Source organism: Exiguobacterium sp. Leaf196, assembly GCF_001423965.1.
Classification (GTDB): domain Bacteria; phylum Bacillota; class Bacilli; order Exiguobacteriales; family Exiguobacteriaceae; genus Exiguobacterium_A.
In genome coordinates, this window is record NZ_LMPV01000001.1 from 835,447 (window position 1) to 856,985 (window position 21,539).

A 21,539-nucleotide genomic window follows, 5' to 3' on the forward strand; every position below is an offset into this window, starting at 1 on the left:
ATTACTCCTGTCCTAAAAAGTGAGACTGATACAGCATCTCGAATTGAGCGGGACCTGCGACCGGCAATTCGGTCGTCGTCGTGTCTTCGATTCGTAACGTCTGCTCGGTCAACGTCTTTTGACCGCTTGGAGTCCGCATTGCGATGAGACGACCTTTGTTGAACGGTGAAGCTTCGCTCTGCTGGATGATCTGTTCCATTTTCGATAAGTCACCCTTTGTAATTGCCTTCTCACGGTCGAACTTGTAGCCAGTCACGAACTCGGCTTGTCCTGTCCGCTGCATTTCGAGAACATCACCTTTGCCAATCCGGTAACTACCGCTAGCGGAATGAACCGTCTCCCCACTCAACGGAACCGGAACGAGCGGTAAATTGACACCGAAGCCGGTATCAAGTAGGTGTGTCTCATTCCAAATGATTGCAACGTGTGTCGGTCCCGTCGCTGACCAGGCTGCTGATTTCTGATCATAGACGGTCGCTTGTACGAGGCGAACGGGACAATTCAGTTCTTGTAGGACACGATGCAGCAGTCCGTTCAAGTCATAACAGACACCACCACGTCGCTCCGTCAGAAACGTTTCAATGAAGCGCTCGTCGTTAAACGGACGGATTCGTTTCTCAAGCACAGTCGTATTCTCAAACGGTAACTGGTAGGCAAAGGCTTCGAGTAAGCGAGGTAACTGATCAAACGTGATCGTCTCAAGCGAAAATCCGAGCCGTTGTTCCAAGTCTTTCATCCAATCCATCTGTAATCCCTCCTTTATCTACTAACTGATTATCCCATATTGCTTCAGAAAATGTGAATTTGAGCATATATTATCTGAAAATAAGGATAACCCTTTTGTTCGATGGGAATCTTTGATATGCTGAAACAGGATTAATTAAGAATGATTCTCAATGTCGAATCACGAACTAAAGGAGGTCTCATCATGAGACGGAAAACTTGGATGACAGCGTTGACGCTCCTCCTGTTGAGCAGTTTGATGCTTGCGGCCTGTTCAGGTCAAGCAGAACAAACAAACGAAAAGACGCGGACGATTACGCATGAGGCAGGAAAAACGAAAGTGCCGGAGCACCCGAAGAAGATTGTCGCACTTGAATACTCATTCGTTGATGCGTTAGACGAACTTGGGATTATACCAGTCGGAATCGCACAAGAAAATAAGACCGATGTCTCCGGATTACTCGGAAAAGACATCGCGTTCACGGAAGTCGGTACACGTCAACAACCGAATCTTGAAGTGATCAGTTCCTTGCAGCCGGATTTAATCATCGGCGACTTCAACCGTCATAAAGGAATCTACAAGCAACTGCAAAAAATCGCACCGACGATCATCTTGAAGAGTCGGAATGCGACGTACGAAGAGAACATCGAATCGTTCAAGACGATTGCGGAAGCAGTCGGGAAAACTAAACAGATGGATGACCGACTTGCCCTGCATGAAGAACGATTGAATGTAGCGAAGAAAAAGGTGGATCCAAACGACGACCGAAAAGTAATGGTTGGTGTCTTCCGCGCCGATTCACTGACGGCACACGGTGAGACGTCGTTTGATGGTGAATTACTCGAGAAGATCGGTATCGAGAACGCTGTTACGAAAACAGCGGAACCTACCGTTACGATTACGTTAGAGCAGATGGTCAAATGGGATCCGGACGTCATCTTCATGGCGGAAGCCGATCCGAAACTGCTGAAGGAGTGGAAAAACAACCCGCTCTGGAATCAGATCACAGCGGTTAAGAACAAAGAAGTTTATGAAGTCAATCGTGACCTCTGGACACGCTATCGAGGACTTGACGCTGCAGAACAGATCGTTGACGAAGCGATTCAATTGTTACAACAGAAATAATGAACGACAAAAGCCGGAGCAATCTGGCTTTTCGTCTTGATGAAAGGGGAACCATCCGGTGCAGCGGAAACGTCTGATTTTTGTACTTCTATTACTCGGTTGCTTGGCGGTTTATAGTAGCCTGTTCTTTGGCATCACACAGATGAATCCGATTCACTTAGTCCAAGAGTGGATCAGTGGCACGACATCAAAAGCAGGGCTCGTCCTGACAAATCTGCGCTTACCGCGGCTCTTACTCGGATTGTTGCTCGGAGCGAATCTTGCCGTTGCAGGGGCAATCATGCAAGCCGTGACACGAAATCCGCTCGCCTCACCGCAAGTCTTTGGTGTCAATGCCGGTGCGTCATTTCTCGTCGTCTTAAGCCTTCTCGTCTTTCCGTCGCTCGGAACGGCAAATTTGATCTACTTCGCCTTTGCCGGTGCCTTAGTCGGTGGAGTGCTTGTCTTTTCGTTTGCCTCCGTTCGCGGGATGACAGCATTAAAACTTGCCCTCGTCGGGATGGCGATCCATCTCTTGTTGACGTCGCTGACGAAAGGCTTGATCTTGTTCAACGACCGGATCACGAACGTCTTGTACTGGTTGTCCGGTTCGCTCAGTGACGCGAGCTGGCTTGAACTACGGATCGTCTTACCGTGGTCGCTTGCCGGTTTGCTTCTTGCGGCGAGTCTCGCGAAATCGCTCGCTGTCTTCCAACTGGGACAAGACGTCGCGGTCGGTCTCGGTCAAAAAGTGACGCGAATTCGCTTGCTTGCTGGGATCAGCGTCGTCTTACTCGCAGGCGTCACTGTTGCCGTCGCCGGAGCGATCGGTTTCATTGGATTAATGGTTCCGCACATCACGCGGCGCCTCGTCGGGGAAGATTACCGGATCGTTCTGCCGGTCGCTGCCGTCATCGGTGGACTTCTGCTGACGTATGCCGATGTCCTCGCGCGGTTCATCGCCTATCCGTATGAGTCACCAGTCGGCATCGTGACGTCATTGCTCGGTGCACCATTCTTCCTTGTTCTGGCACGTCGTCAGATGAAAGGGGGATTACGATGAAAGACATGCGTCGGATTTTGATTGTTGCGGTGCTCGTGTTCTTCGCGAGTTTTGCCTTACTGTCGGTCGGCTCGATTCAGTTATCGTTATCGGAACTATGGCAGTCGTTCTTTGGTGGAAAGGATGCCTTCATCGTCCAAAATTACCGTCTGCCGCGAGCTGTTCTTGCTTTCTTAGCAGGTGCGAGTTTCTCACTTGCCGGAGTCATCTTACAAAGTGTCATCCGTAATCCATTGATTTCGCCTGACGTGATCGGTGTGACGAATGGTGCGTCACTGTTCGCCGTCTTAACGATTGCCCTCGTGCCGGATGGTCCGCTCTTGTTAACACCAATCGCTGCTTTTATCGGAGCAGCACTCGTCATGCTGGCATTGATGATGCTTGAGCGGGGTGGGAATGTCTCCCGCAGTTCGTTTGCGTTACTTGGTATCGCGGTCAGTGCGATTTGTGCTTCCGGGACGGAATACTTGTTGATCAAGTTTCCGCTCCAAACGAACGATTCACTCGTCTGGCTCGCTGGGAGTCTGTTCGGGAAAGGGTGGCAGGAAGTGATGATCTTAGCGCCCGTGCTCGTCGTGATTGGTGCAATCATCTTCTATCGCCATCGTCAACTCGATGTCTTATCACTCAGTGAAGAAGTCAGTATCGGTCTCGGATTACCAATTCAGCGGACGCGGCACATCTTCTTGGCGCTCGCGGTCATTCTAGCTGGTGTTGCCGTCGCGACGGTCGGTGCGATTGGTTTCATCGGACTGATTGCGCCACATATGGCACGGCGTCTCGTTGGTCATAAGCATCTTGCTGTGTTGCCGATGGCGCTGTTGCTCGGCGGAGGGTTACTCGTCGTGGCGGATGCACTCGGTCGAGGGGTACATCCACCACTTGAAGTACCAGCCGGATTGATCACAGCGATCATCGGTGTGCCGTATTTCCTGTATCTTTTACGGAGAGAACGGACGGCATGATGTTCGATCTACCAAAATGGAGTCCTAGCGATTACGCGAAGGACTCCATTTTTATGAAAGGAAAGAAGTACGCACTTGACGAATCATGGCGACATCTTTCTATATTTATTTGGCTTCAAGTTGGTTTGATTTTTCTATTTCCTCTTTATACTTTTCTAAAAATTCATCAACTGAAACGTTATTAGCGTTTGGATTCGATTCAATGGTTAATTTACTCGAAGAAACCGATGTGCTTTGATCGTCTACATGTGATGGAATTTCAAGTACCAATTGATCACCTAAACCCGTTTCAAGACCACTTTTTCCGAAGTTAAAAGTTCGTGTGACATACGCTTCAGCATAATTTTTTTGATTCTCTGAATAGACTTTGACATCAGAAATGTTGTATTTGAATGAATTCAGCTGAATTTTATCGACTTCCGTAGTGGATAGAAAAATCAATACGGCCTCGTCCCCTTCAGATAACTTTGAAAGGTTAGTATGCGCTAACGGAGTATTGTTCAAGAAATCTGCTTTTTGTTGCTCAAGCACTGTAGTGAAAAAATTGAAGGCTTGTTCCTCTGTGATGCTACTCTTAGATTTTTCTTGTGCAACATTAGAATCGGCAATCGCATTACTCCATAAGAAACCAGCATATAGGATGACACCTAAAGTGAGGGATGAAAAAATAGTTTTTTTCACGATCGCGACCTCTTTCTATTGTTTGATTCATGTTATTATATAACAAAAAAAACCAAAAAAGGAAAGGGAATAAAAATGAGTAAATCGAATTTTAAGAAAAAAAGGAAAAAGAAAGTATTGGTACTATTTTTAGGAGTTATAGCCCTCATTGTATTACTCATGCCGGTACTATCACCTATTCTGTTTACGGATGCTACGCCTAAAGGTGCTCTTAGACACGAACTATACAAACAAGGCTATTACTATCAAAATTACTTTGCGGTCATTACGGAACAAGATCCTGTTGCAGAACGGTACCATATGTTTTGGTATGATTGGAAAAGTGAAACGGGAGGAACACCTTTTATCTGTTATTCAAAGAAGGTAAACGCGGAAAAGTATGCTGTTTCCTGCGGTACGGGTCCTTAAAGTGGTATCTTATATAAAATAGAATTGAGCTACATAAATCAGGCTTCCTGACATCGTATATTCACGATGCTAGGAAGCCTGATTTTTAATTCATAATGTATCGATTCAAAACGAGTGTTTAAGCCGAGCGACTTTCTGTGCCTAGATTCAAGAAGATTTCTTCTAAGGACGCTTCTTCTACTTCGAGTCGATAGACATGGATCTGTTGTGAGACAAGATAAGAATTGATCGTCGCAATATCCTGTTCACTTTGGACGATGAACGTTGACTGAGTCGGGGAGACATTGACGTCTTTCGCAAGCGTCGACAACTTGGACTGCAAGTGTAGTTGCATCTCATTGTCGAGCAACGCATGTTTGACATGAACAGTGATGTTTTTCTCATATTGTTCCCGTAACTCTTCCATCGTACCTTGCGTTTGGATTGATCCGTCCTGCATGATTGCAATCTCCGTACATAGTTTTTCGACTTCGTCCAAGTTGTGGGACGTTAGAAATATCGTCGTTCCGTCTGCTGCAATCTTGCGAATCAAAGAGTGAATTCCGAGAATCGAGTTGGCATCGACGCCAGAAGTCGGTTCATCTAAAAACAAGATATCCGGTCGATTGATTAAAGCTTGGGCGATGCCGAGCTTTTTTTTCATCCCGAACGAGTAGTTCTTCGTTTTCATATCAATCGCGTCTTCGAGTTGTACTTCACGGAGGACTTGTTTCAACTCATCCGTTGTTGTCTTCAGACCAAGGACTTTACTGAAATACTTCAAGTGATCGAGCGCCGTGAAGTTTTCGTAAAAGGTCGAGTAATCCGGTAGAACACCTATCCGTGTTCGGACATCTTTCAAGGAATCGTTCGGCGCTCCGAGTAACTCGAACGTCCCGGACGTCGGGCGGACCAGTCCAGTGATCATATTGATGAACGTTGATTTACCGGCGCCATTTTGACCTAGGAATCCGAAGATAGCCCCTTGCTCGATCTCGAGATTCAGCTGGTTGACGACGTTCTTATTGCCGTATTGTTTCGTTAGATTGGTTGCACGAAGGGCTAACATCAGAGATCTCTCCTTTTAAAGATAATCAGAGTCGTCAAGACGAAAACAGCGATATGAATCAAAACAAGGTAAGTATAAGCAGTGTTTTCTTGCGTATAGTAATAATACGGCGTTAAGTAAGACAACGTATCAACGATGACATTCTTCGAAATAAGACTCCACATCCCGATGACCGGAAGCGCGATCGAGATGAAGATTCCGACGAACATCGTCATCGAGGAATTATTGACGACTGTTGAAAGAAACAACGACAATCCAATGAAATAAGAGACGAAGATGATGCTTTGAATCAAATCGACGAAATGAAACGACTTTGAAAACGGAACGATTAATATGAAGGCAACTGTCAGGCAGAGGACCCAAAACGATACGTTGCCTAAAAACTTCCCGAAAATGATGTTTTCACGGGACGTTTTTGTTGCAAGAAAACGAATCGTCTTCGACTCGATCTCTTTATTGACACTACTATGAGAAATACTTGTCACGAATAAAGGAGCAGCTAAAAACAGAAGTAACATCAATCCGATGATATACGCATTGTTACCTAGACCAAGATCACTGAGTTGCTCTTTGAACTGGCTGACGAGTTTAGCAGAACCAGTCGTCACGCCGAACAAGACGACGATGATCAGGATGGCGCGGATGCTTTGAAAAAGTGATTTGAATTCGCGAAGCGTAATGGCAAACATATGTAGACGCACCTTTCTCTAAGTAAGATTAATATTGTCGCGCTAGCTTCTTATTCTTTGATACATTCGTGATACCGGCAATCAAGTAAGCGATTGAACCGAAGGCGCCGGCGAGTAACGTAAAGATTCCCCCGAGAATCGCTGTAATGATCAATAGCTTTCCAGCAGAACCGTTTTTGCGAATCCGGACGATTGAGAAGATGCCTCCTAATGTACATAAGAGCGAGACGGCACCAAGGTACAAGAAGAATTGTTGAAAGGATGTGAGGATTTGATTAGCCGTGACATCCGTGATGTTCTCATCGCGAATGAATTGATCGACCAAATCTTTCATGCCAGCGTGATCCGCAATCGAGCCAGACAATAGAAAACCGCCTAAGCACAATGATCCAAACAAAACGATACCAATGACTGCAAATATGTACTCTGTTGTTCTTTTCAAGTAAAACACTCCTTTTCCTTATTTTTCCGATTTGACATTCCTAAACTACCATGACTTGAATCTCTATGACAAGTGGGAAAATGAATATATTTTAATTTTTTATTGGTTAAATGTTTAATTAAAATCAAAAATACTTTAACTTTATTTAAATAAATGCTATTGTGAATACATGGGAGGGAAATGGTAAATGAAGAAAGATGATGTTCCCGATTGGATTTTATCTCTAGAATTGGAAGAAGTGGAATTCGTGAAAAAATTCATCGTAAGCTCAGGTTCCTTGAAGGAACTAGCAAAACATTATGATGTGTCCTATCCGACCGTCCGAATTCGTGTCGATCGTATCATTCAGAAAATCGAAGTGAATGAGAAAATCGAGAATGAACCGTTCATCACATATATTAAACAAATGGCAATCGAGGATCGCATCACGATTGAGGATGCCAAAAAAATCATCGAAAAATATCGACTTGAGAGGGGTAACAATCAATGAATTTCTTCGTTTCTGCTTTACTTATCAGTATCTGTTTAGGAATACAGTATTTCTTATCGAGTCGTCACAATCCATATCTCGGCATCATCATGCCGATCATTTTAGTGATCGTGATGACGTGGCGTTACTTTGATGGTAGATATAATAGCCTATTAGCCTACGTGTTGATTTTAGGAATCGGGTTGATTTCACTTTGGGAACAATGGTCGCGTGGTCGAAAAGCTTTAAAAAAGAATCAAGAAAAAGAACTAGAACGAATGCGAGTCCACGATACGCTGTAAAGTCGTACATATAGTTTCACATACAGACGATCTTGAGAGAGATCGTTTTTTTCATGAAAAATGAGAGTACCCTCTGCATTGATGATGAAACAGAGGCTACTCTCATTTACGTGTTATGCGCTCGATTCATATATCGTTTTTAATCGAGTTCAATCTTTACTGTCGTATCCTTTGGGAATGCATCATCTGCCGCAAAGAGAACGAATATTTTCTGGTCGACAGGAACTTGATAGACCAAATCGACGGTTGACTTATAGGGAGAGAAGTATTGATAACTATTCCTGAACGCTTTCTTATTATGATTAACGTAATCAACGGTTTCATATTCTTTTCCGTCGAGTGACGTTATCGTAAATGTGCCAGGTCGGTAAATCCCAAATGCATTTTTTTCTGTGGTGTATGGATCGTACAAAACAACAGGAATCGTGACATAGCGATAACCGGTCTTTTCCTTTAGATTAAGTTCTTTTGGTGTTGGAATGAGTGATTTAGCATAGAACAGTTCAGATGTAGCTTCCGGATCACCCGGATAGGTTTGAATAACCCCTTTCTTCATCAGTTTTTTAAGTGCTTTTTGATCGTCTGTTTTCTTGTCAGCGGATGTTTTTGTTTCCGAAGCCAAGTCTCTTAATTTTTGTCCGCTCGTCTGTTGTTTCGGCGGCGCACTCTGTGGTGTAGTCGTCGAGGATTCGGTTGAGGCGAACAAGAACAGGCTCGCAACCCCGATACACAAGGAAGCAGCAATCGATCCGAGAGCCCATTTGAAACGTCGTTCTGTCGCCTGTGTATTTTCAACGACACTACCGAGTGCCGCATTCGGTGTGATGCGGACAGCGCGCTCAGCAGGAAGTAAGGCACCTAATACGCCAGTGATCACAGGAATCAAGAGCATGACGCTAAGGAAACCGAGCTCTTGAACCGGGAATTGTCCGTAAACGAAACCGATCATTCCAAGTGCAGTCAAAAGACCAATCACACCAGCACAGAGTCCCGTCATCATCCCTTCACTCAATACAAGTAAACGGATTTGCACGTCTTGCCAGCCTGTCGCTTTAAGAACAGCAAGCTGACTCTTCCGTTCATTGACGTTTTGCCACATGATTTCGGTCGTCGTTAGAATAGCGATTAATAGAGCGACGCCCATCGCGACGTAATGCATCGTCCCGACTTCAAGCGCGACATATTCGCCGAGCCACGTTGCGTACAAGACGCCTTTTAAGCGGAACGTGATGAAGAGAAAGAAGATGAACAGACTCGTCGGTAAGGCAATCGCGACGACCGAGAGTCCTGTCCGTTGCCAGTACGTGACAAGCTGATTGGTACTCATCCCAAGCACGCTACGCGCGCGGACGAAACGACGACCTTTTGAGACTTCACCAGAACGCATGCTTTCATACGGTTTGATGCGTCGGATGAGCGTCATCGGTACGAGCGTTCCACCCCAGTAAATGAGTAAACCAGCAAGACCGATCAATAGAATCCGATCGATTGCAATCGGATTGTCCGTCGTGACCCAGAACGAACCGAGAATCGTCCAAGCAATCAAGACGACAAATGTACCAAGTATTGTTGCTTCGAGGAACAGCAGTTTCGAGAGTTGACGCGGGCGCCAACCGAGCGATAGTAAAATCGCGAACTCTTTCTTTCGAGCGTAGAGCAAGATGATATTCGAGCTGAAGACATAGACGAGTGCGACGGCGATGACACTGGCGATGATGCAGCTCATCCCAACTTTTGCTTCCTGAAAGATCGCAATCGACGAGCCGAGCTTAATCCACGGTTGCTGAACCCAGCCAAGCGCTGATTCGTCTTTTAGCCCCGGTAAATAGGTCAAAGCGAGTTGCGGCGAGGAACCAAGTGTCACATCCGTGATTAGACCTGTCTTCTGTTCGATTTCTGTCGCCACCTGTTGGAGCTTTTTCTCGCTAGCAGCGTTCATTGTCTCGACACCTTTGACGTTGACGCGGATGGCTGAAATCGCTTTGTCGCCACGAATTTTGAACGCAGCATCGAGCGTCGTCAGCATCGACGGTGGTTTCGTCAGGAAATCATACGGATCATTCGTTGGTTTAACGTCTCGGACCGGATTGACGGGACGTTCATTCTTGTCCATCACCCACTGGGCTTTTGACGGGAAGTACGTCTCCATCGGCAGTTCTGTCAGCGGGTCTTTCGAGATATTCAATTTCTTCGGATCGAAGACCCCAATATAGTTCAAGTTGACTTTGGGCCAATCCACGCTATCTTTTCCAAACATGCGCGCTTCCCGGTACATACTGCGTTTAGCGAGCAAGGAATCTTGGTCGACTTGTTTTGGTTGGACTTGATAAGTGAACGGCCAACGTGAAGCGTAAGGACTTTTGATCGAACGGTAGTCGATCGGAGACGGTTTTAAGACGATCCACGTAAAGGAGTTGCTGTTCGTCTCTTCAGCGGTCGGTAACGTGTGTTTCAAAATATCATTGACGAGCTTCTTCTGGACATCTTGTGTCGTGATCGTATAACGTTTCGCATCGCTTGTCGGTAAGGAGTCTAAGTATTCTTTTCCGCCTTTTTGTTCGACGTATTGCACCATGTCGTTGATGGATTTCTTTTTAGACGGAAGCTCGACTTTTTCGTACGTGTAGATGCGTGACGCATCGACATATTCACGATTGTTCAACAAGATTGGGATTTGAACACCGTCTTCCCCGAACGAGATGACCTGATCATCTTTTGAAAAATAGTTACTATAGGTTCCTTTTGTCGTCGCTTGGTCCAAGCCGACGAGTGCGGCTTCCGCTTCGGGATCAACCCCTGCAATCATCACCTGACTCCCGTATTCATATAGAGGCTGCTTTCCAAGGAGGAGGGGAGACACCCCTGATTTTTTTGCATCCCCTGTAGGTTCCCATCCTGCTGCTAAGAAGGTGACGCCACTCGAGGATTCGTTCTGTAACCCGGTGTCTTGCGTGTCTTTGATCGTCAGTTTATAAATCCCTTCTTGATCAATCGTATGCGTACCGATACTCGAAAGTGTTTGATTGTAGCCGATCATCGCGATCGGGGCAGCGACCTCGACGTCAGTGACTTTTTTGATCGTCTCGTATTGTTTGCGGGTGATCCCACCATCGAGACCACTCATATAGTTGGGCTCGAGTAACTTCAAGTCTTCCGTTACGCTGCGGCTGCCTTCCGGGCGGACGACGATGTCGTAAGAGGAGCCCCAACGCTTTTGCAGTTCATCGACGACGGTTCCGTTATTGGCTTGCGTCGTACCGATCAAATAACTCAGTCCGGTACTGACGATCAGGACACCGACGAGCAGCAGGATGAAGCGCTCTTTATTGCGCCACCAGGAATTCCAGATGAACTTAAGCATCGGCAAAAACCTCCTGCGTTTGAATGTACGGTCTCGTTATTAACGGATTTCGATGAGTCGATCTTGCGTTAAGCATCGACTGAAGTGAAGTATGACTGAATGCGTGTAACGAATTGGTCATACGTAAAACCTCCTTAATGACGATTTAAATTCCATATGTAAGTAAATAAATCCAATACCTACCTAATTATAACCATAGACAAAATGAAAAGAGAAAGTTAATAACTGAAAAATTAGTCAATTTACATATTTACCAAATAAATGTACTAGGATGAGCGACTGTTTTTCTGAAATGTAATGGATGAATTATTAAACGAACGTTGTCAATGTTTTACAGAACTATACGTTATGTTAAGATAGGTGAATCGAGCGATAAAGACAGTAGGAACCTCAGTTCATAGAGGCTTTTACTGTCTTTTACTATTTTCGAAAGGGGGAGGCATCTATGAAAAAGCGAGTATTGCAGAAAATGAAGGCAATTCTGTTGATGAGTCTTCATTTTGGATTCATCTATTTATTGATGAATCCAGTGAACCTCGGGAGTGTTGAAGAAAATCTATTCATGACGATATTCGTTCTGATCGAGGTCTATGTCGTGACGGTCTTTTATACGAGTTTGATTTTTTTAGGGATCGGGACACCGCTATCATTAGGGATTGAATATATCGTGAGTCAGCAAAAGCATAAGCGTAGATGGTCGATCGTCCTGCACCTGCTGTTAGGAGGAGTTCTGACATTATTAATTCTTCTTCTATTTGGCATCTTGCCACCATTTTCAGCGTGGATGGATACGGAGATTCTATTGAAAGTAATCTTCTTATTGTTCTACCCAGTAGGGTCTCTTCTCGTATTTGAACGAATGATCAATCGTCGGAAGTCTGCTCGTCAAGAGAAATACCAACAAGCAGAAAACAATTGAACAGTCATCGACCGACAAACAATCCCTCACTCTAATCAGAATGAGGGATTGTTTCGTTTCATCTATTAGACCGTCAATTCAATCACATTACCTTCCGGGTCCGCGATCGTACTTTCATAATACCCGTCACCCGTCGTCCGAGGACCGTCAAGATGTTGTATACCTTCATCCTGTAACCGAGCTGTCCAGTCATCGACTGCTTGTTTACTGCCGAGCGTAAAGGCGAGGTGGGCATAACCGAGCGCATTCATCGTCCGTTCCGTGATATCCGTCCGTTGCATCAATTCAAGACGCGCACCACTCGAGAACGTCAGGAAATATGACGTGAACCCTTTCATCGGATTATGATATCGCTCGCCTGTCGTAGCATCAAAATGTGTTTCGTAGAATTGACGCATCCCTTCCAGATCTGCCACCCAAAGGGCGATATGTTCAATCTTCATCTTCATTCCTCCTTTTTTCAAGACGCTTTTGCCAATCGCTGTCTGAATAACATCCGGTTCAATCCTTCCGTAGCGATCAGCATCAAGAAGATGAGACTGATCGTGAACCAATGGAACAACGATAAGGAGTAGGACGTCGCCAGCCATCCGAAAAATGGCGGCATGAAGGTACTACCGGTATAGGCGAATGCCATTTGTACCCCCATCAGCCGTTGCGCCGCGGCCTCCCCGAAGCGAACCGGCGTCTCATGGAGCATTGCCGGATAAATCGGTGCGAGACCAAGCCCGACAAGTACGAAACCAAGCGACATCCAGGCAGCAGGTGCGAGGATGAAACAGGTGGCTCCGACGAATGCCGTCCATTGACCGACACGAATCAAACGACGATTCGACCAGCGCAGCGATAGAAAACCACTGATGAAGCGCCCCGCGGTGATACTTCCGTAGTAGACGGAAATCCACGTCGCTGCTGATGTTACGGAAAAGGACCGGACTTGGACAAGATAACTGCTGCCCCACAGCCCGACGACCGCTTCGGCTCCACAATAAAAGCAGAAGGCAGCGAGAGCGGCAATCAATCCGCGTGGTTTTCCTGACGACGTACTCACGGTCTGAACCTGTTGAGACACATGTTTCGGAGCCCGCTTCCAGAGGGGTAAGCTGACGATTAAGACAATCATCAAGACGAGTTGCAATGCGCCGACGACGAGGTAACCAAAACGCCAGCCGGAATCGAGCAATACACCAGCCATGATGAGCGGACCAGCCGTCGCACCGATGCCCCAGAAGCAATGGAGCCAGTTCATATGATGCGCTTGATAATGCGTGGCGACGAAATGATTCAACGCCGCGTCGACGACTCCAGCGCCCAGTCCAAGCGGAATCGCAAGGACGAAGAGCCAAATCAAGGACAGAGCAACGTAAAAACCAATCAATGCCAGAGCCGTCAAACCGGCAGAAGCTGCCGTGATCGGACCTGTTGAATAACGTTCGATCAGTCGACCGCTAAACAGACTCGAGACGATCGTTCCGGCAGCGATCGTCATGAAGAGCCAACCTGCCATGTCGAGCGGGGCGTCGAGATCGAGCCGCATCACAGGCCACGCCGTACCGAGTAACGCATCTGGAAGACCAAGACTGATAAAAGCGAGATAAATCAAAGGTAATAGTAGACGGGTCATCGGGCGAGACCTCCTAACGGAATTTGTTCAATGAATGACTGGATGCTGAGTTGCATCAAACCATCTAAATAATCGGTTTCCCAGTCGCCTTTTCGCAACTGAGGTAATTTGCTGAGCGGAAAGCGCTTGGCGCATCGATCCGTCAATCGAGCTAACCCGTCATCCGAGACATCTGACGCTGCGAACAAGATGACATCCGGATTTAAGGTGGCGCTAAACGAGAGGATGATTCGACTTAACGCCTCATACCAGTCGTCTGAGTGTGGTGTAGTCGTCGCGAGGGCTTGTCCGACATTTCGTTTGTCGTCAAACGGGATGAACGAGATCTCTCCAGCGAAGTGATGCGCTCCGTGGACGACATGACCTGAAACGGCGACACCGGCTCCCGGTCCGTTCGTTCCGAGATACATATAGACGGTCGTCTCGTTATCAGAAGCTTGCGCACGGACCGCAGCGTTCATATCATTTTCGACGATGACGGGTCGCCCGAACCGTTCAGTCAGTTCTTGTTGTAAGGGGCGACCGTCTAGCGTCGGATAATCCGGGGCGAATAGGATTGTGCCGGTCGTATCAACGGCACCGGCGACACCAATCGCAAGCGTCTGAATACGTGGATGATCGTTAAGTAATGCTGTCAGCGTGCTCAATAAAACAGATCCATGATCCGTCGAATCGAAGTTCAGGCGATCCGTTGCGATCACATGTCCACCGACGTCGTGGATGCGATACTGCAGATACGTCCGTTCGAGATAAAGAGCGAGTCCGTGAAAGTGATTCACGCGATAGCGATACCGTTTTGCCGGACGACCACCGCGAACCAATTCAAGTGGTGTCTCTTCAATTTCCCGAGCAGTGATCATCTGATCAATCTGTTTGCTCGCAGTCGGAAAACTGACGTCTAGGACGTTCCGAATCACCGGAATCGTATCGAGATGGTCGATCAAAAAAGCGTGACGCGTACGAGAGAGGACTTCAGTCAAAGGATAAACCTCCAATTTGGATTACTTATTAAAATATTTTAATAAGTTTTGATTTAAGTATAGCAGGTCGGGAAATATAGACAACAAAAAAGAGGAAAGAAATAAATCCACTGAAAATCATGTTTCATTCTTACTCTCTCTGGATAATAATAAAAGAAGTGAAAAAATTTTAGTCATATATCTTTAATTCATACTATTCCGATTTGTAATATCTTGGATAGCCTGTAACGGGAGGTAGATGGCGAGAGGAGCTTGTAATCATGACCACACAACTATCAACCGACCTGGGATCCCAAGATATTGTAGCCTCCTTGCGCGATAACGTCGCGATGATTCGATTCGATCGGCAACGTCGTGTCGTTGATGTCAATGGCTTGTTCGCGAAGACGATGAAATATAAACGAGAAGAGATGATTGGGATGCAACATCATCTATTCTGTACGACGGAGTTCGCAATGAGCGACAATTATCAAGCATTTTGGCAGAAGCTTTTCAGCGGCTTCAGTACGGCGGATAAAATTGAACGGATCGATGCGTATGGTCAATCGATTTGGCTAGAAGCGACCTATATGCCGATATACGATGGAACAGAAGTGACCGGTGTCTTGAAGATCGCCTCTGATATCACCGATCGTCAGCAGACGATTCAACAATTCGCGACTTCGTTTGATGCGATCGCCAGTGATCTGAGCACGCGGTCGACGCATGGCGAGCGGGAGAGCAAAGCGTTACGGCAAACAATCGAGCAGATGGCTGAGACGACCCGTGATAACCATCAGACGATTGAACGCTTGCAGCGCCAGGCGCAAGATATCGCCCAAGTGACCGAGACGATTAAAACGATCGCGTCCCAGACGAATCTCTTGTCACTCAATGCCTCGATTGAAGCAGCACGAGCCGGTGAACACGGGAAAGGGTTCAATGTCGTCGCGACAGAGGTCCGCAATCTCTCGAAACTCGTCGAGCAAGCCGTCGTTGATGTCCGGCAAACGACACAGCGAATGAACGATGAACTACAGCGGATTGCCCGTGCGATGACGCAAGCAACGACCGATGCACAAGCAAGCGTCATCGTCGTTGCGGAAACGGTTGATCGTTTCCATGACGTGCAGAGTGCAGCATCGTCGTTAACGGAGACAGCGCGAGATTTTACAAAAGCAATTTAAGTGAGAGACGGCATTCCGATAAACGGAGTGCCGTTTTGTATAAAAAGTACCCCTACACTTTGGAATAATATGTTAATATACTACAAAACGAAAAGGGAGCGAATTTCTGATGAATATCCGTACTGCCCGCCCTGACGATTTTCAGGCGTTGATTCCGCTATTCCAACAAATTCATGAGCAGCATGTAGCTTTACGCCCCGATCACTACCGTCCGCACGAGATGCCGGTTTCGGAAGACTTATTTTTGTCGCAACTCGACCGATCAGATTTCGAAATCTTCGTCGCGGAATACAAAGGACTTGCCGGTGTGATCGTCTTAAAGGAAGATATCATCGAAGGGAGCGGCTTCGTCTTTGATAAACATTACTTGCGGGTCATCAGTCTCGTCGTTGCGGATACGCATCAGAAGCAAGGCGTAGGCAAGCGATTGATGCAAGCCGCTTACGCGCATGCGGAAACAATTGGTTGCGACCGGATCGAACTCGGCGTCGATGACGCCAATCAAGAAGCGATCGCCTTTTACGAGGCACTCGGAATGTCTGTCCGCTCAAGACGGATGGAATGGAACGTGACGTCTAGCAGGGAAACGACGTCGTGACGTCAAACAACAGTTACTAGAAAGGGGAGAGGTCATGTTCAGGTTACAAGTGTCCGATCACGTATCGCTTCAATTGTTCGAACGGCACCATGCGGAAGAATTATTCGCCCTCGTCGATGCCAATCGCTCACATCTTCGCGAATGGCTCGGTTGGGTTGATGGTACAACAGATACCATTACATATCAGGAAGTAGTCATCCCAGCATGGCTGCAACAGTTCGCCGATGGCAACGGCTTTACGTGTGGCATCTATCTTCAGGACGAGCTCGTCGGAACGATCGGTTTGCATGCAATCGATCGGCATCTCGGGCAAACGTCGATCGGCTATTACTTAGGAGAAAAAGGACTCGGGAAAGGTGTCATGACGGACGTCGTCCGGTTCGTCACGCATTATTGTTTCGAGACGCTCGGCTTGAACCGCGTCGTCATCGAGTGTGCGACTGGAAACGTCCGGAGCAGACGGATCCCGGAACGACTCGGGTTCACGGAAGAAGGCGTCTTACGGGACGCTGAGAAATTGTACGGGACTTATCACGACCTCCAGGTCTATGCGATGTTACGACGGGACTGGACGAAAACGCAGGAGGTAGCAGCATGCGCATCGAGCCAATGAAACAAGCGACCTATGAGGTGTATCTACCCGTGGCAATCGAGGAGTATGCGGCAGATAAGTGTCGCGCCGGTACGTGGTCAGAGAACGAGGCGCATAATAAGTCGACAGATGAGTTTGCGACGTTGTTGCCTGAAGGTCTGAAAACGAAGGATCATTATTTGTTTACGTTTCGTGACGAGACAGACAGCGACATTGGAATGGTCTGGGTTCACGTAAAAGAAGAATCACGCGGACGTTCCGCTTTCATCTTCGATGTCAAGATTACGTCCGATAAACAAAACCAAGGGTACGGCAAAGAAGCACTCCGATTACTGGAAGTGATGTTAAAACGGATGAACGTCAAAAAGATTTCGTTACACGTCTTCGCGCATAACGAACGGGCGATTCATGTGTATGACTCGCTTGGGTATGAGAAAACGGATTATTATATGTCGAAACGACTAGACGTTTCCCAGTAAAAAGATGCCTCTTGCGCAAGCAGGAGGCATCTTTTTCGTTTAACGCCATGTCTGAAGTGTATTTGCAAACTGGATGGTCGTCTCAAGTTCTCCTGTGATTTCACTTGCTGTAAAGTCATTGCCGGCAAGCCAGTCAGCAAAGTCGAACGTGACCGGTTCCTGATCACCACCGAGCGCGAACCATACCTTTAACTCTTCCGGGAAGTAGGCAGACGTATGGATCGTTCCTGCCCACTGCGCATACAAATCAGCAAAGACACCTTTATCGGTATCATTCAGGAGTCGAAAAGCAGACTCTGCATCTTGAATCATATGTTGATGTGTCTTTAGCTCCATCATCCGACGTTTTGAGTCATCCAGGTGATAGCGGTTTTCGTGCTGTAGCAAATCGAAGTGATTGGTACACATGTTCGATTCCCGCACTTGGACGTCGCGTGCCGTCGCCTCGATGACAAACGAACGCGCGGATTTATCGTGGACGACGTACGTGAACGATCCGCGATGAGGAATCTCTTTGACGAGTGAGATCGCATCGTCGACCGACGTACACATCTCGAGGATGATCCGTCCGATCATGAAGCTGACGAATCCATCTCCCGGCCGCCGACGATTGATGAAGTTATAACCCATCGCAAGACCATGTTCGTTCATCCCGTCCATTCGACCGGTCACCCGAGATGCCGGGCCGATGATCGCTGAACCGCCATCGTTCGGTTGAAAGACGGAAAATCGTCCGTCGTACGTCATCGGATGATAATCATAATTGCGAACGAGAAAATTATCACCGGTCATGATCGAACAACCACTTTTAGGACCTTCAACACGGTAATGTCCGAAATGGAGTAAGGTGTCTGGTAATGATAGTTCGAGTTCGTCTTGCAGTCCGAGCAACTCGTCCCAGATGTGCGGAGCATACCGAAGGAACATCTCCTTCGTCTCGACCGGATCGACTTGAAAGCGAGGAACACGGATTTTCCAGTTGTCCTCTCGGTTATGGAGCAACTGATTTCGTTTGACGTAACGCCCTTGTTCGCGACCGAACTCATAATGACTGCCGCGGAATTGCGTGATTTCATTGGCTACTCGTTGCATGGGACTCATCCTTTCTTCAACTGCTGTATGCTGATTATATCGAACGCAAGGGAGAAAGTCGTATGGCAAGTCTTTACTAAAGCACATCTAAAGTATGGGAATATTGAAAAAATAGTCAACTTTTTCAATCCTGAACCGATAACAAAAACGGGAGGGGATGGAATGAAACATATGTCAGTCAGACGGAAGATACAAGCTTTGATCGCAACAGCCGTCGTTGCGATGCTACTCATTGCGGGAGCAGGACTCTATTTCTTGAACCAGATGTCAAACGCTTCCCGAGCGATGTATCAGGAGAACTTGATTCCGATCCAAGAAGTGGCACAGATTCGGATCGATACACGGGCTCTCGATTCCTTTTTAGTGGAGATGATCCTAACGAAGGATGAAGCACGAATCACGGAACTCCAAGCCGATATCGATACGCGACAGGCTCAGATTCGGTCGTCGGTCACGAAGGTTGAAAAAACGGGACAATTTGATGCGCGAGAAAAGAAACAACTCGAGGAGTTGAAGGATAATGTCCTCGCCTACGACAACTCGATGACGCTCGTTCAAGATGCGGCGACACGAAATGAAGAGGAAGAAGCCTACACGGCGTATTCCGATGGTTTGGAACAAATCCGGGATAACGTCGCGAACTCGGCAAAAGCATTAATGGCCTCAATGACGAAACAAGCGAAGATGTTAGATGCCCAGAATCAAGCGGAAAAACAAACCGCCTTTTACTTAATGCTCGGTATCTTTTTACTGGCGGTCCTCTTGTTTGCAGGACTTGCCTTATACATCACACGTCTCATCACACGTCCGATTCGTCAACTGCAGGGTTGGATGAATCAGTCAGGTAAAGGTGACTTGACTGTCCGAGGTCACTATGATTCGAAAGACGAACTTGGTCAATTGACGACATCGTTTAATGAAATGATCGCCTCACAACAACAAGTCGTCCTTGAACTTACGGGAACGGCAGACCGCGTCGCCGTTGCGTCGGATGAGCTTAGCGTCAATGCGGAATCAACGACGAAAGCGACAGAGATGGTCGCTGTGACGATGGAAGAGATGGCAAGCGGTGCAAGTCAACAGCTGCATCAAGTGTCCGATGCTTCACGGACGATTGAAGAGTTGACGACGTCCGTCCGCTACGTCGCCGGCAATGCGCAACAGATGACGGAACGGACGGCGGACGCGATGGAAAAAGTCGCACTCGGGGGGAAGGTCGTCGGATCACTCGGAACGCAGATGGGACGTATTCAAGAAGACGTGTCGCGTCTCAGCCAAGTCATTGATGGTCTTGGCAACCGATCACAGGAAATCGGTCAAATCACGGATTCGATCAAAGGTGTCGCGGCACAGACGAACCTCCTCGCTTTAAACGCAGCAATCGAGGCAGCACGCGCTGGTGAACAAGGACGCGGATTTGCCGTCGTCGCAGCGGAAGTCAAGACGCTTGCGGAACAATCGGCGGTCTCGGCAAAACAGATCGAGTCCTTGATTCGGGTCATCCAACAAGAGACAGAAGCATCGGTCGCCTCGATGGAGAAGGTCTCGACCGAGATGACGAGCGGGATTGCCGTCGTCGATCAGGCAGGGACATCCTTCTCGGAAATCGAGACAGCGATCACCGACGTGACAGGGCACGTCGAAGAAGTGTCCGGCGCCGTTCAGGAAATGGCGGCAGCGAGTGAACAAATCGCTTCTGTCATGCGGACGATTCAAGCGGTGACGGAAGGAACCGCTGCCGGGACACAAAACATCTCCGCTTCGACCGAGGAGCAGATGGCGTCGATGGAAGAAATTTCGTCTGCATCGCAATCGCTCGCGACGATGGCGGATGATTTAAAACAAGTCACAGGCAGATTCAGCGTGTAAGATATTGCACTAAGACCATGAGGGGTAACCGTCATGGTCGTTTTTTTATTTGTGGTAATGACTGGAAAACGGGCAGGAGAGTAAGTTTGTTTCGTCGTATGTACATCACTAAGGATGACGAAAGGTAACAGATGGACGGATGTTATGAAAGTGATTGAAGAAACTGTTTGACAGCGCGGCGGGACCGCAAATGAACGATTTGTTTATCGGACGTCGCTTTAAGCGTTGAAAGGATACTCGGTCGCTTATCGATCGGAAACCGCCAAATCCATTTCAGAAAATCAAGCGACAGTTTCTCGGGACAGCCTGCCGCCATATCCGGTCGGCCGGTCTTACGATAGCGCAAGGTCCGTTTCAGCGCACGGTACAGACAAAGCGTCCGCGGCAGATCAAGGAAGATGACCGTATCAGCGGCATCGATTCGTAAGTCAAGCGTTCCACCGTAATTACCGTCGATGATCCATGGATCACGCGATATGAGTGTTTGTTGAATCTGGCGTTGTTCCTCACGCGAAACCGCCTCCCAGTTCGGACGCCACAATAAGCTGTCGAGGTGATCAACGGGATAACTTAGTTTTTTGCCCATCTCGCGGGCAAGCGTCGATTTACCGGACCCACCAGAACCAATCAGGATGATTTTTCGCATCATAGACCTCCTATTTTTTGTCATAGGAATTGATCATATCACGGTTTTCTAGTCGAGGATAGAACGAAAGGAGTGAATGAGATGGTACCAAATTTCATAATCGAAGGGATGACGATTGTTTTTCTATTTCTCTTACTGGGATGCAGAACAAGCGTATCTGAAACAAAGCTTTATGAATCGGTGTCGGGTTATCTTGAGCAGCTTTTGTGACATTCGTAAACAGCAGTTAAGTGATATATAACTAAGCGATACAACTGATGACATATTCAAGAGGAGCGGGGTCGTCACGAGCCAGTCGATGTAGAGGATTTCAGTCAG

At 47.3% G+C, this 21,539-nt stretch carries 23 protein-coding genes; 12 read left to right on the forward strand and 11 right to left on the reverse strand.

The window, feature by feature from the left end; translation table 11 throughout:
• Position 1 precedes the first annotated feature (1 nt).
• Positions 2-745, reverse strand: a complete 744-nt coding sequence (locus ASG02_RS04400; RefSeq protein ID WP_056061243.1) for an arylamine N-acetyltransferase — start codon at positions 743-745, stop codon at positions 2-4.
• A 201-nt stretch (positions 746-946) separates the two neighbouring features.
• On the opposite strand from ASG02_RS04400, the gene ASG02_RS04405 reads away from it, so the two are divergent.
• The 3 genes from ASG02_RS04405 to ASG02_RS04415 are packed head-to-tail and all read left to right on the forward strand — an operon-like array spanning position 947 to position 3,856.
• Positions 947-1,849, forward strand: coding sequence for a Fe(3+) dicitrate ABC transporter substrate-binding protein (locus tag ASG02_RS04405; RefSeq protein WP_369814199.1), 903 nt, complete (start codon positions 947-949; stop codon positions 1,847-1,849).
• 58 nt (positions 1,850-1,907) lie between these two features.
• On the forward strand, positions 1,908-2,891 hold the full coding sequence (locus ASG02_RS04410) for an iron ABC transporter permease (RefSeq protein WP_056061249.1): 984 nt from the start codon (positions 1,908-1,910) through the stop codon (positions 2,889-2,891).
• A 5-nt stretch (positions 2,892-2,896) separates the two neighbouring features.
• The gene (locus ASG02_RS04415; protein WP_056061948.1) at positions 2,897-3,856 is read left to right on the forward strand and encodes an iron ABC transporter permease; all 960 of its coding nucleotides are present in this window, start codon (positions 2,897-2,899) and stop codon (positions 3,854-3,856) included.
• A gap of 105 nt (positions 3,857-3,961) precedes the next feature.
• Here ASG02_RS04415 and ASG02_RS04420 read toward each other — a convergent pair whose 3' ends face one another.
• The gene (locus ASG02_RS04420) at positions 3,962-4,537 is read right to left on the reverse strand and encodes a hypothetical protein (protein ID WP_056061252.1); all 576 of its coding nucleotides are present in this window, start codon (positions 4,535-4,537) and stop codon (positions 3,962-3,964) included.
• Positions 4,538-4,612: 75 nt separating this feature from the next.
• Here ASG02_RS04420 and ASG02_RS04425 point away from each other — a divergent pair, with 75 nt between their 5' ends.
• Complete coding sequence (locus ASG02_RS04425) at positions 4,613-4,945, forward strand: hypothetical protein (RefSeq protein ID WP_056061255.1); 333 nt, start codon at positions 4,613-4,615, stop codon at positions 4,943-4,945.
• Positions 4,946-5,063: 118 nt separating this feature from the next.
• Here the strand turns inward: ASG02_RS04425 and ASG02_RS04430 are convergent, their stop codons facing one another.
• Genes ASG02_RS04430 through ASG02_RS04440 form a run of 3 tightly spaced genes read right to left on the reverse strand, consistent with a single transcriptional unit; the run spans position 5,064 to position 7,124 of the window.
• The gene (locus tag ASG02_RS04430) at positions 5,064-5,993 is read right to left on the reverse strand and encodes an ABC transporter ATP-binding protein (RefSeq protein WP_056061259.1); all 930 of its coding nucleotides are present in this window, start codon (positions 5,991-5,993) and stop codon (positions 5,064-5,066) included.
• Positions 5,993-6,682, reverse strand: coding sequence for an ABC transporter permease (locus ASG02_RS04435; protein WP_056061261.1), 690 nt, complete (start codon positions 6,680-6,682; stop codon positions 5,993-5,995). The genes ASG02_RS04430 and ASG02_RS04435 overlap by 1 nt, the downstream gene beginning before the upstream one ends.
• A gap of 28 nt (positions 6,683-6,710) precedes the next feature.
• Complete coding sequence (locus ASG02_RS04440) at positions 6,711-7,124, reverse strand: DUF4064 domain-containing protein (RefSeq protein ID WP_056061264.1); 414 nt, start codon at positions 7,122-7,124, stop codon at positions 6,711-6,713.
• Positions 7,125-7,311: 187 nt separating this feature from the next.
• On the opposite strand from ASG02_RS04440, the gene ASG02_RS04445 reads away from it, so the two are divergent.
• Positions 7,312-7,614, forward strand: a complete 303-nt coding sequence (locus ASG02_RS04445) for a DUF2089 family protein (RefSeq protein ID WP_056061265.1) — start codon at positions 7,312-7,314, stop codon at positions 7,612-7,614.
• Entirely contained in the window at positions 7,611-7,895 is a 285-nt protein-coding gene (locus tag ASG02_RS04450; protein ID WP_035408095.1) for a hypothetical protein, read from the forward strand. The genes ASG02_RS04445 and ASG02_RS04450 overlap by 4 nt, the downstream gene beginning before the upstream one ends.
• A 139-nt stretch (positions 7,896-8,034) precedes the next feature.
• Here ASG02_RS04450 and ASG02_RS04455 read toward each other — a convergent pair whose 3' ends face one another.
• Positions 8,035-11,256 (reverse strand): ABC transporter permease, encoded by a 3,222-nt coding sequence (locus ASG02_RS04455; protein WP_056061268.1) that lies wholly within the window; start codon positions 11,254-11,256, stop codon positions 8,035-8,037.
• A gap of 445 nt (positions 11,257-11,701) precedes the next feature.
• Here ASG02_RS04455 and ASG02_RS04460 point away from each other — a divergent pair, with 445 nt between their 5' ends.
• Positions 11,702-12,175 carry a hypothetical protein gene (locus ASG02_RS04460; protein ID WP_035408091.1) on the forward strand — a complete coding sequence of 158 codons (474 nt, stop codon included), beginning with the start codon at positions 11,702-11,704 and terminating at the stop codon, positions 12,173-12,175.
• Positions 12,176-12,240: 65 nt separating this feature from the next.
• Here ASG02_RS04460 and ASG02_RS04465 read toward each other — a convergent pair whose 3' ends face one another.
• Genes ASG02_RS04465 through ASG02_RS04475 form a run of 3 tightly spaced genes read right to left on the reverse strand, consistent with a single transcriptional unit; the run spans position 12,241 to position 14,779 of the window.
• The gene (locus tag ASG02_RS04465; protein WP_056061271.1) at positions 12,241-12,618 is read right to left on the reverse strand and encodes a VOC family protein; all 378 of its coding nucleotides are present in this window, start codon (positions 12,616-12,618) and stop codon (positions 12,241-12,243) included.
• 17 nt (positions 12,619-12,635) lie between these two features.
• A complete protein-coding gene (locus tag ASG02_RS04470) occupies positions 12,636-13,799 on the reverse strand; it encodes a sugar MFS transporter (protein WP_056061273.1) in 1,164 nt (387 codons plus the stop codon).
• On the reverse strand, positions 13,796-14,779 hold the full coding sequence (locus tag ASG02_RS04475) for an ROK family protein (protein ID WP_056061276.1): 984 nt from the start codon (positions 14,777-14,779) through the stop codon (positions 13,796-13,798). Before ASG02_RS04475 ends, ASG02_RS04470 begins: the two co-directional genes overlap by 4 nt.
• 260 nt (positions 14,780-15,039) lie before the next feature.
• Here ASG02_RS04475 and ASG02_RS04480 point away from each other — a divergent pair, with 260 nt between their 5' ends.
• The 4 genes from ASG02_RS04480 to ASG02_RS04495 all read left to right on the forward strand — a co-directional run bounded on the left by ASG02_RS04480 (position 15,040) and on the right by ASG02_RS04495 (position 17,614).
• Positions 15,040-15,945: a methyl-accepting chemotaxis protein gene (locus ASG02_RS04480; RefSeq protein WP_056061279.1), complete on the forward strand. Its 906-nt coding sequence runs from the start codon at positions 15,040-15,042 to the stop codon at positions 15,943-15,945.
• A 109-nt stretch (positions 15,946-16,054) separates the two neighbouring features.
• Positions 16,055-16,543 carry a GNAT family N-acetyltransferase gene (locus tag ASG02_RS04485; RefSeq protein WP_056061282.1) on the forward strand — a complete coding sequence of 163 codons (489 nt, stop codon included), beginning with the start codon at positions 16,055-16,057 and terminating at the stop codon, positions 16,541-16,543.
• Between the two features lie 34 nt (positions 16,544-16,577).
• Entirely contained in the window at positions 16,578-17,156 is a 579-nt protein-coding gene (locus tag ASG02_RS04490; RefSeq protein WP_056061286.1) for a GNAT family N-acetyltransferase, read from the forward strand.
• The gene (locus tag ASG02_RS04495) at positions 17,138-17,614 is read left to right on the forward strand and encodes an N-acetyltransferase (RefSeq protein WP_056061289.1); all 477 of its coding nucleotides are present in this window, start codon (positions 17,138-17,140) and stop codon (positions 17,612-17,614) included. The genes ASG02_RS04490 and ASG02_RS04495 overlap by 19 nt, the downstream gene beginning before the upstream one ends.
• Before the next feature lie 39 nt (positions 17,615-17,653).
• Here the strand turns inward: ASG02_RS04495 and ASG02_RS04500 are convergent, their stop codons facing one another.
• A complete protein-coding gene (locus ASG02_RS04500; protein ID WP_035408076.1) occupies positions 17,654-18,706 on the reverse strand; it encodes a C45 family peptidase in 1,053 nt (350 codons plus the stop codon).
• A gap of 162 nt (positions 18,707-18,868) precedes the next feature.
• On the opposite strand from ASG02_RS04500, the gene ASG02_RS04505 reads away from it, so the two are divergent.
• On the forward strand, positions 18,869-20,575 hold the full coding sequence (locus ASG02_RS04505; RefSeq protein ID WP_056061292.1) for a methyl-accepting chemotaxis protein: 1,707 nt from the start codon (positions 18,869-18,871) through the stop codon (positions 20,573-20,575).
• A gap of 142 nt (positions 20,576-20,717) precedes the next feature.
• Here the strand turns inward: ASG02_RS04505 and ASG02_RS04510 are convergent, their stop codons facing one another.
• Positions 20,718-21,221 carry a DNA topology modulation protein gene (locus ASG02_RS04510; RefSeq protein WP_056061296.1) on the reverse strand — a complete coding sequence of 168 codons (504 nt, stop codon included), beginning with the start codon at positions 21,219-21,221 and terminating at the stop codon, positions 20,718-20,720.
• Positions 21,222-21,539 lie beyond the last annotated feature (318 nt).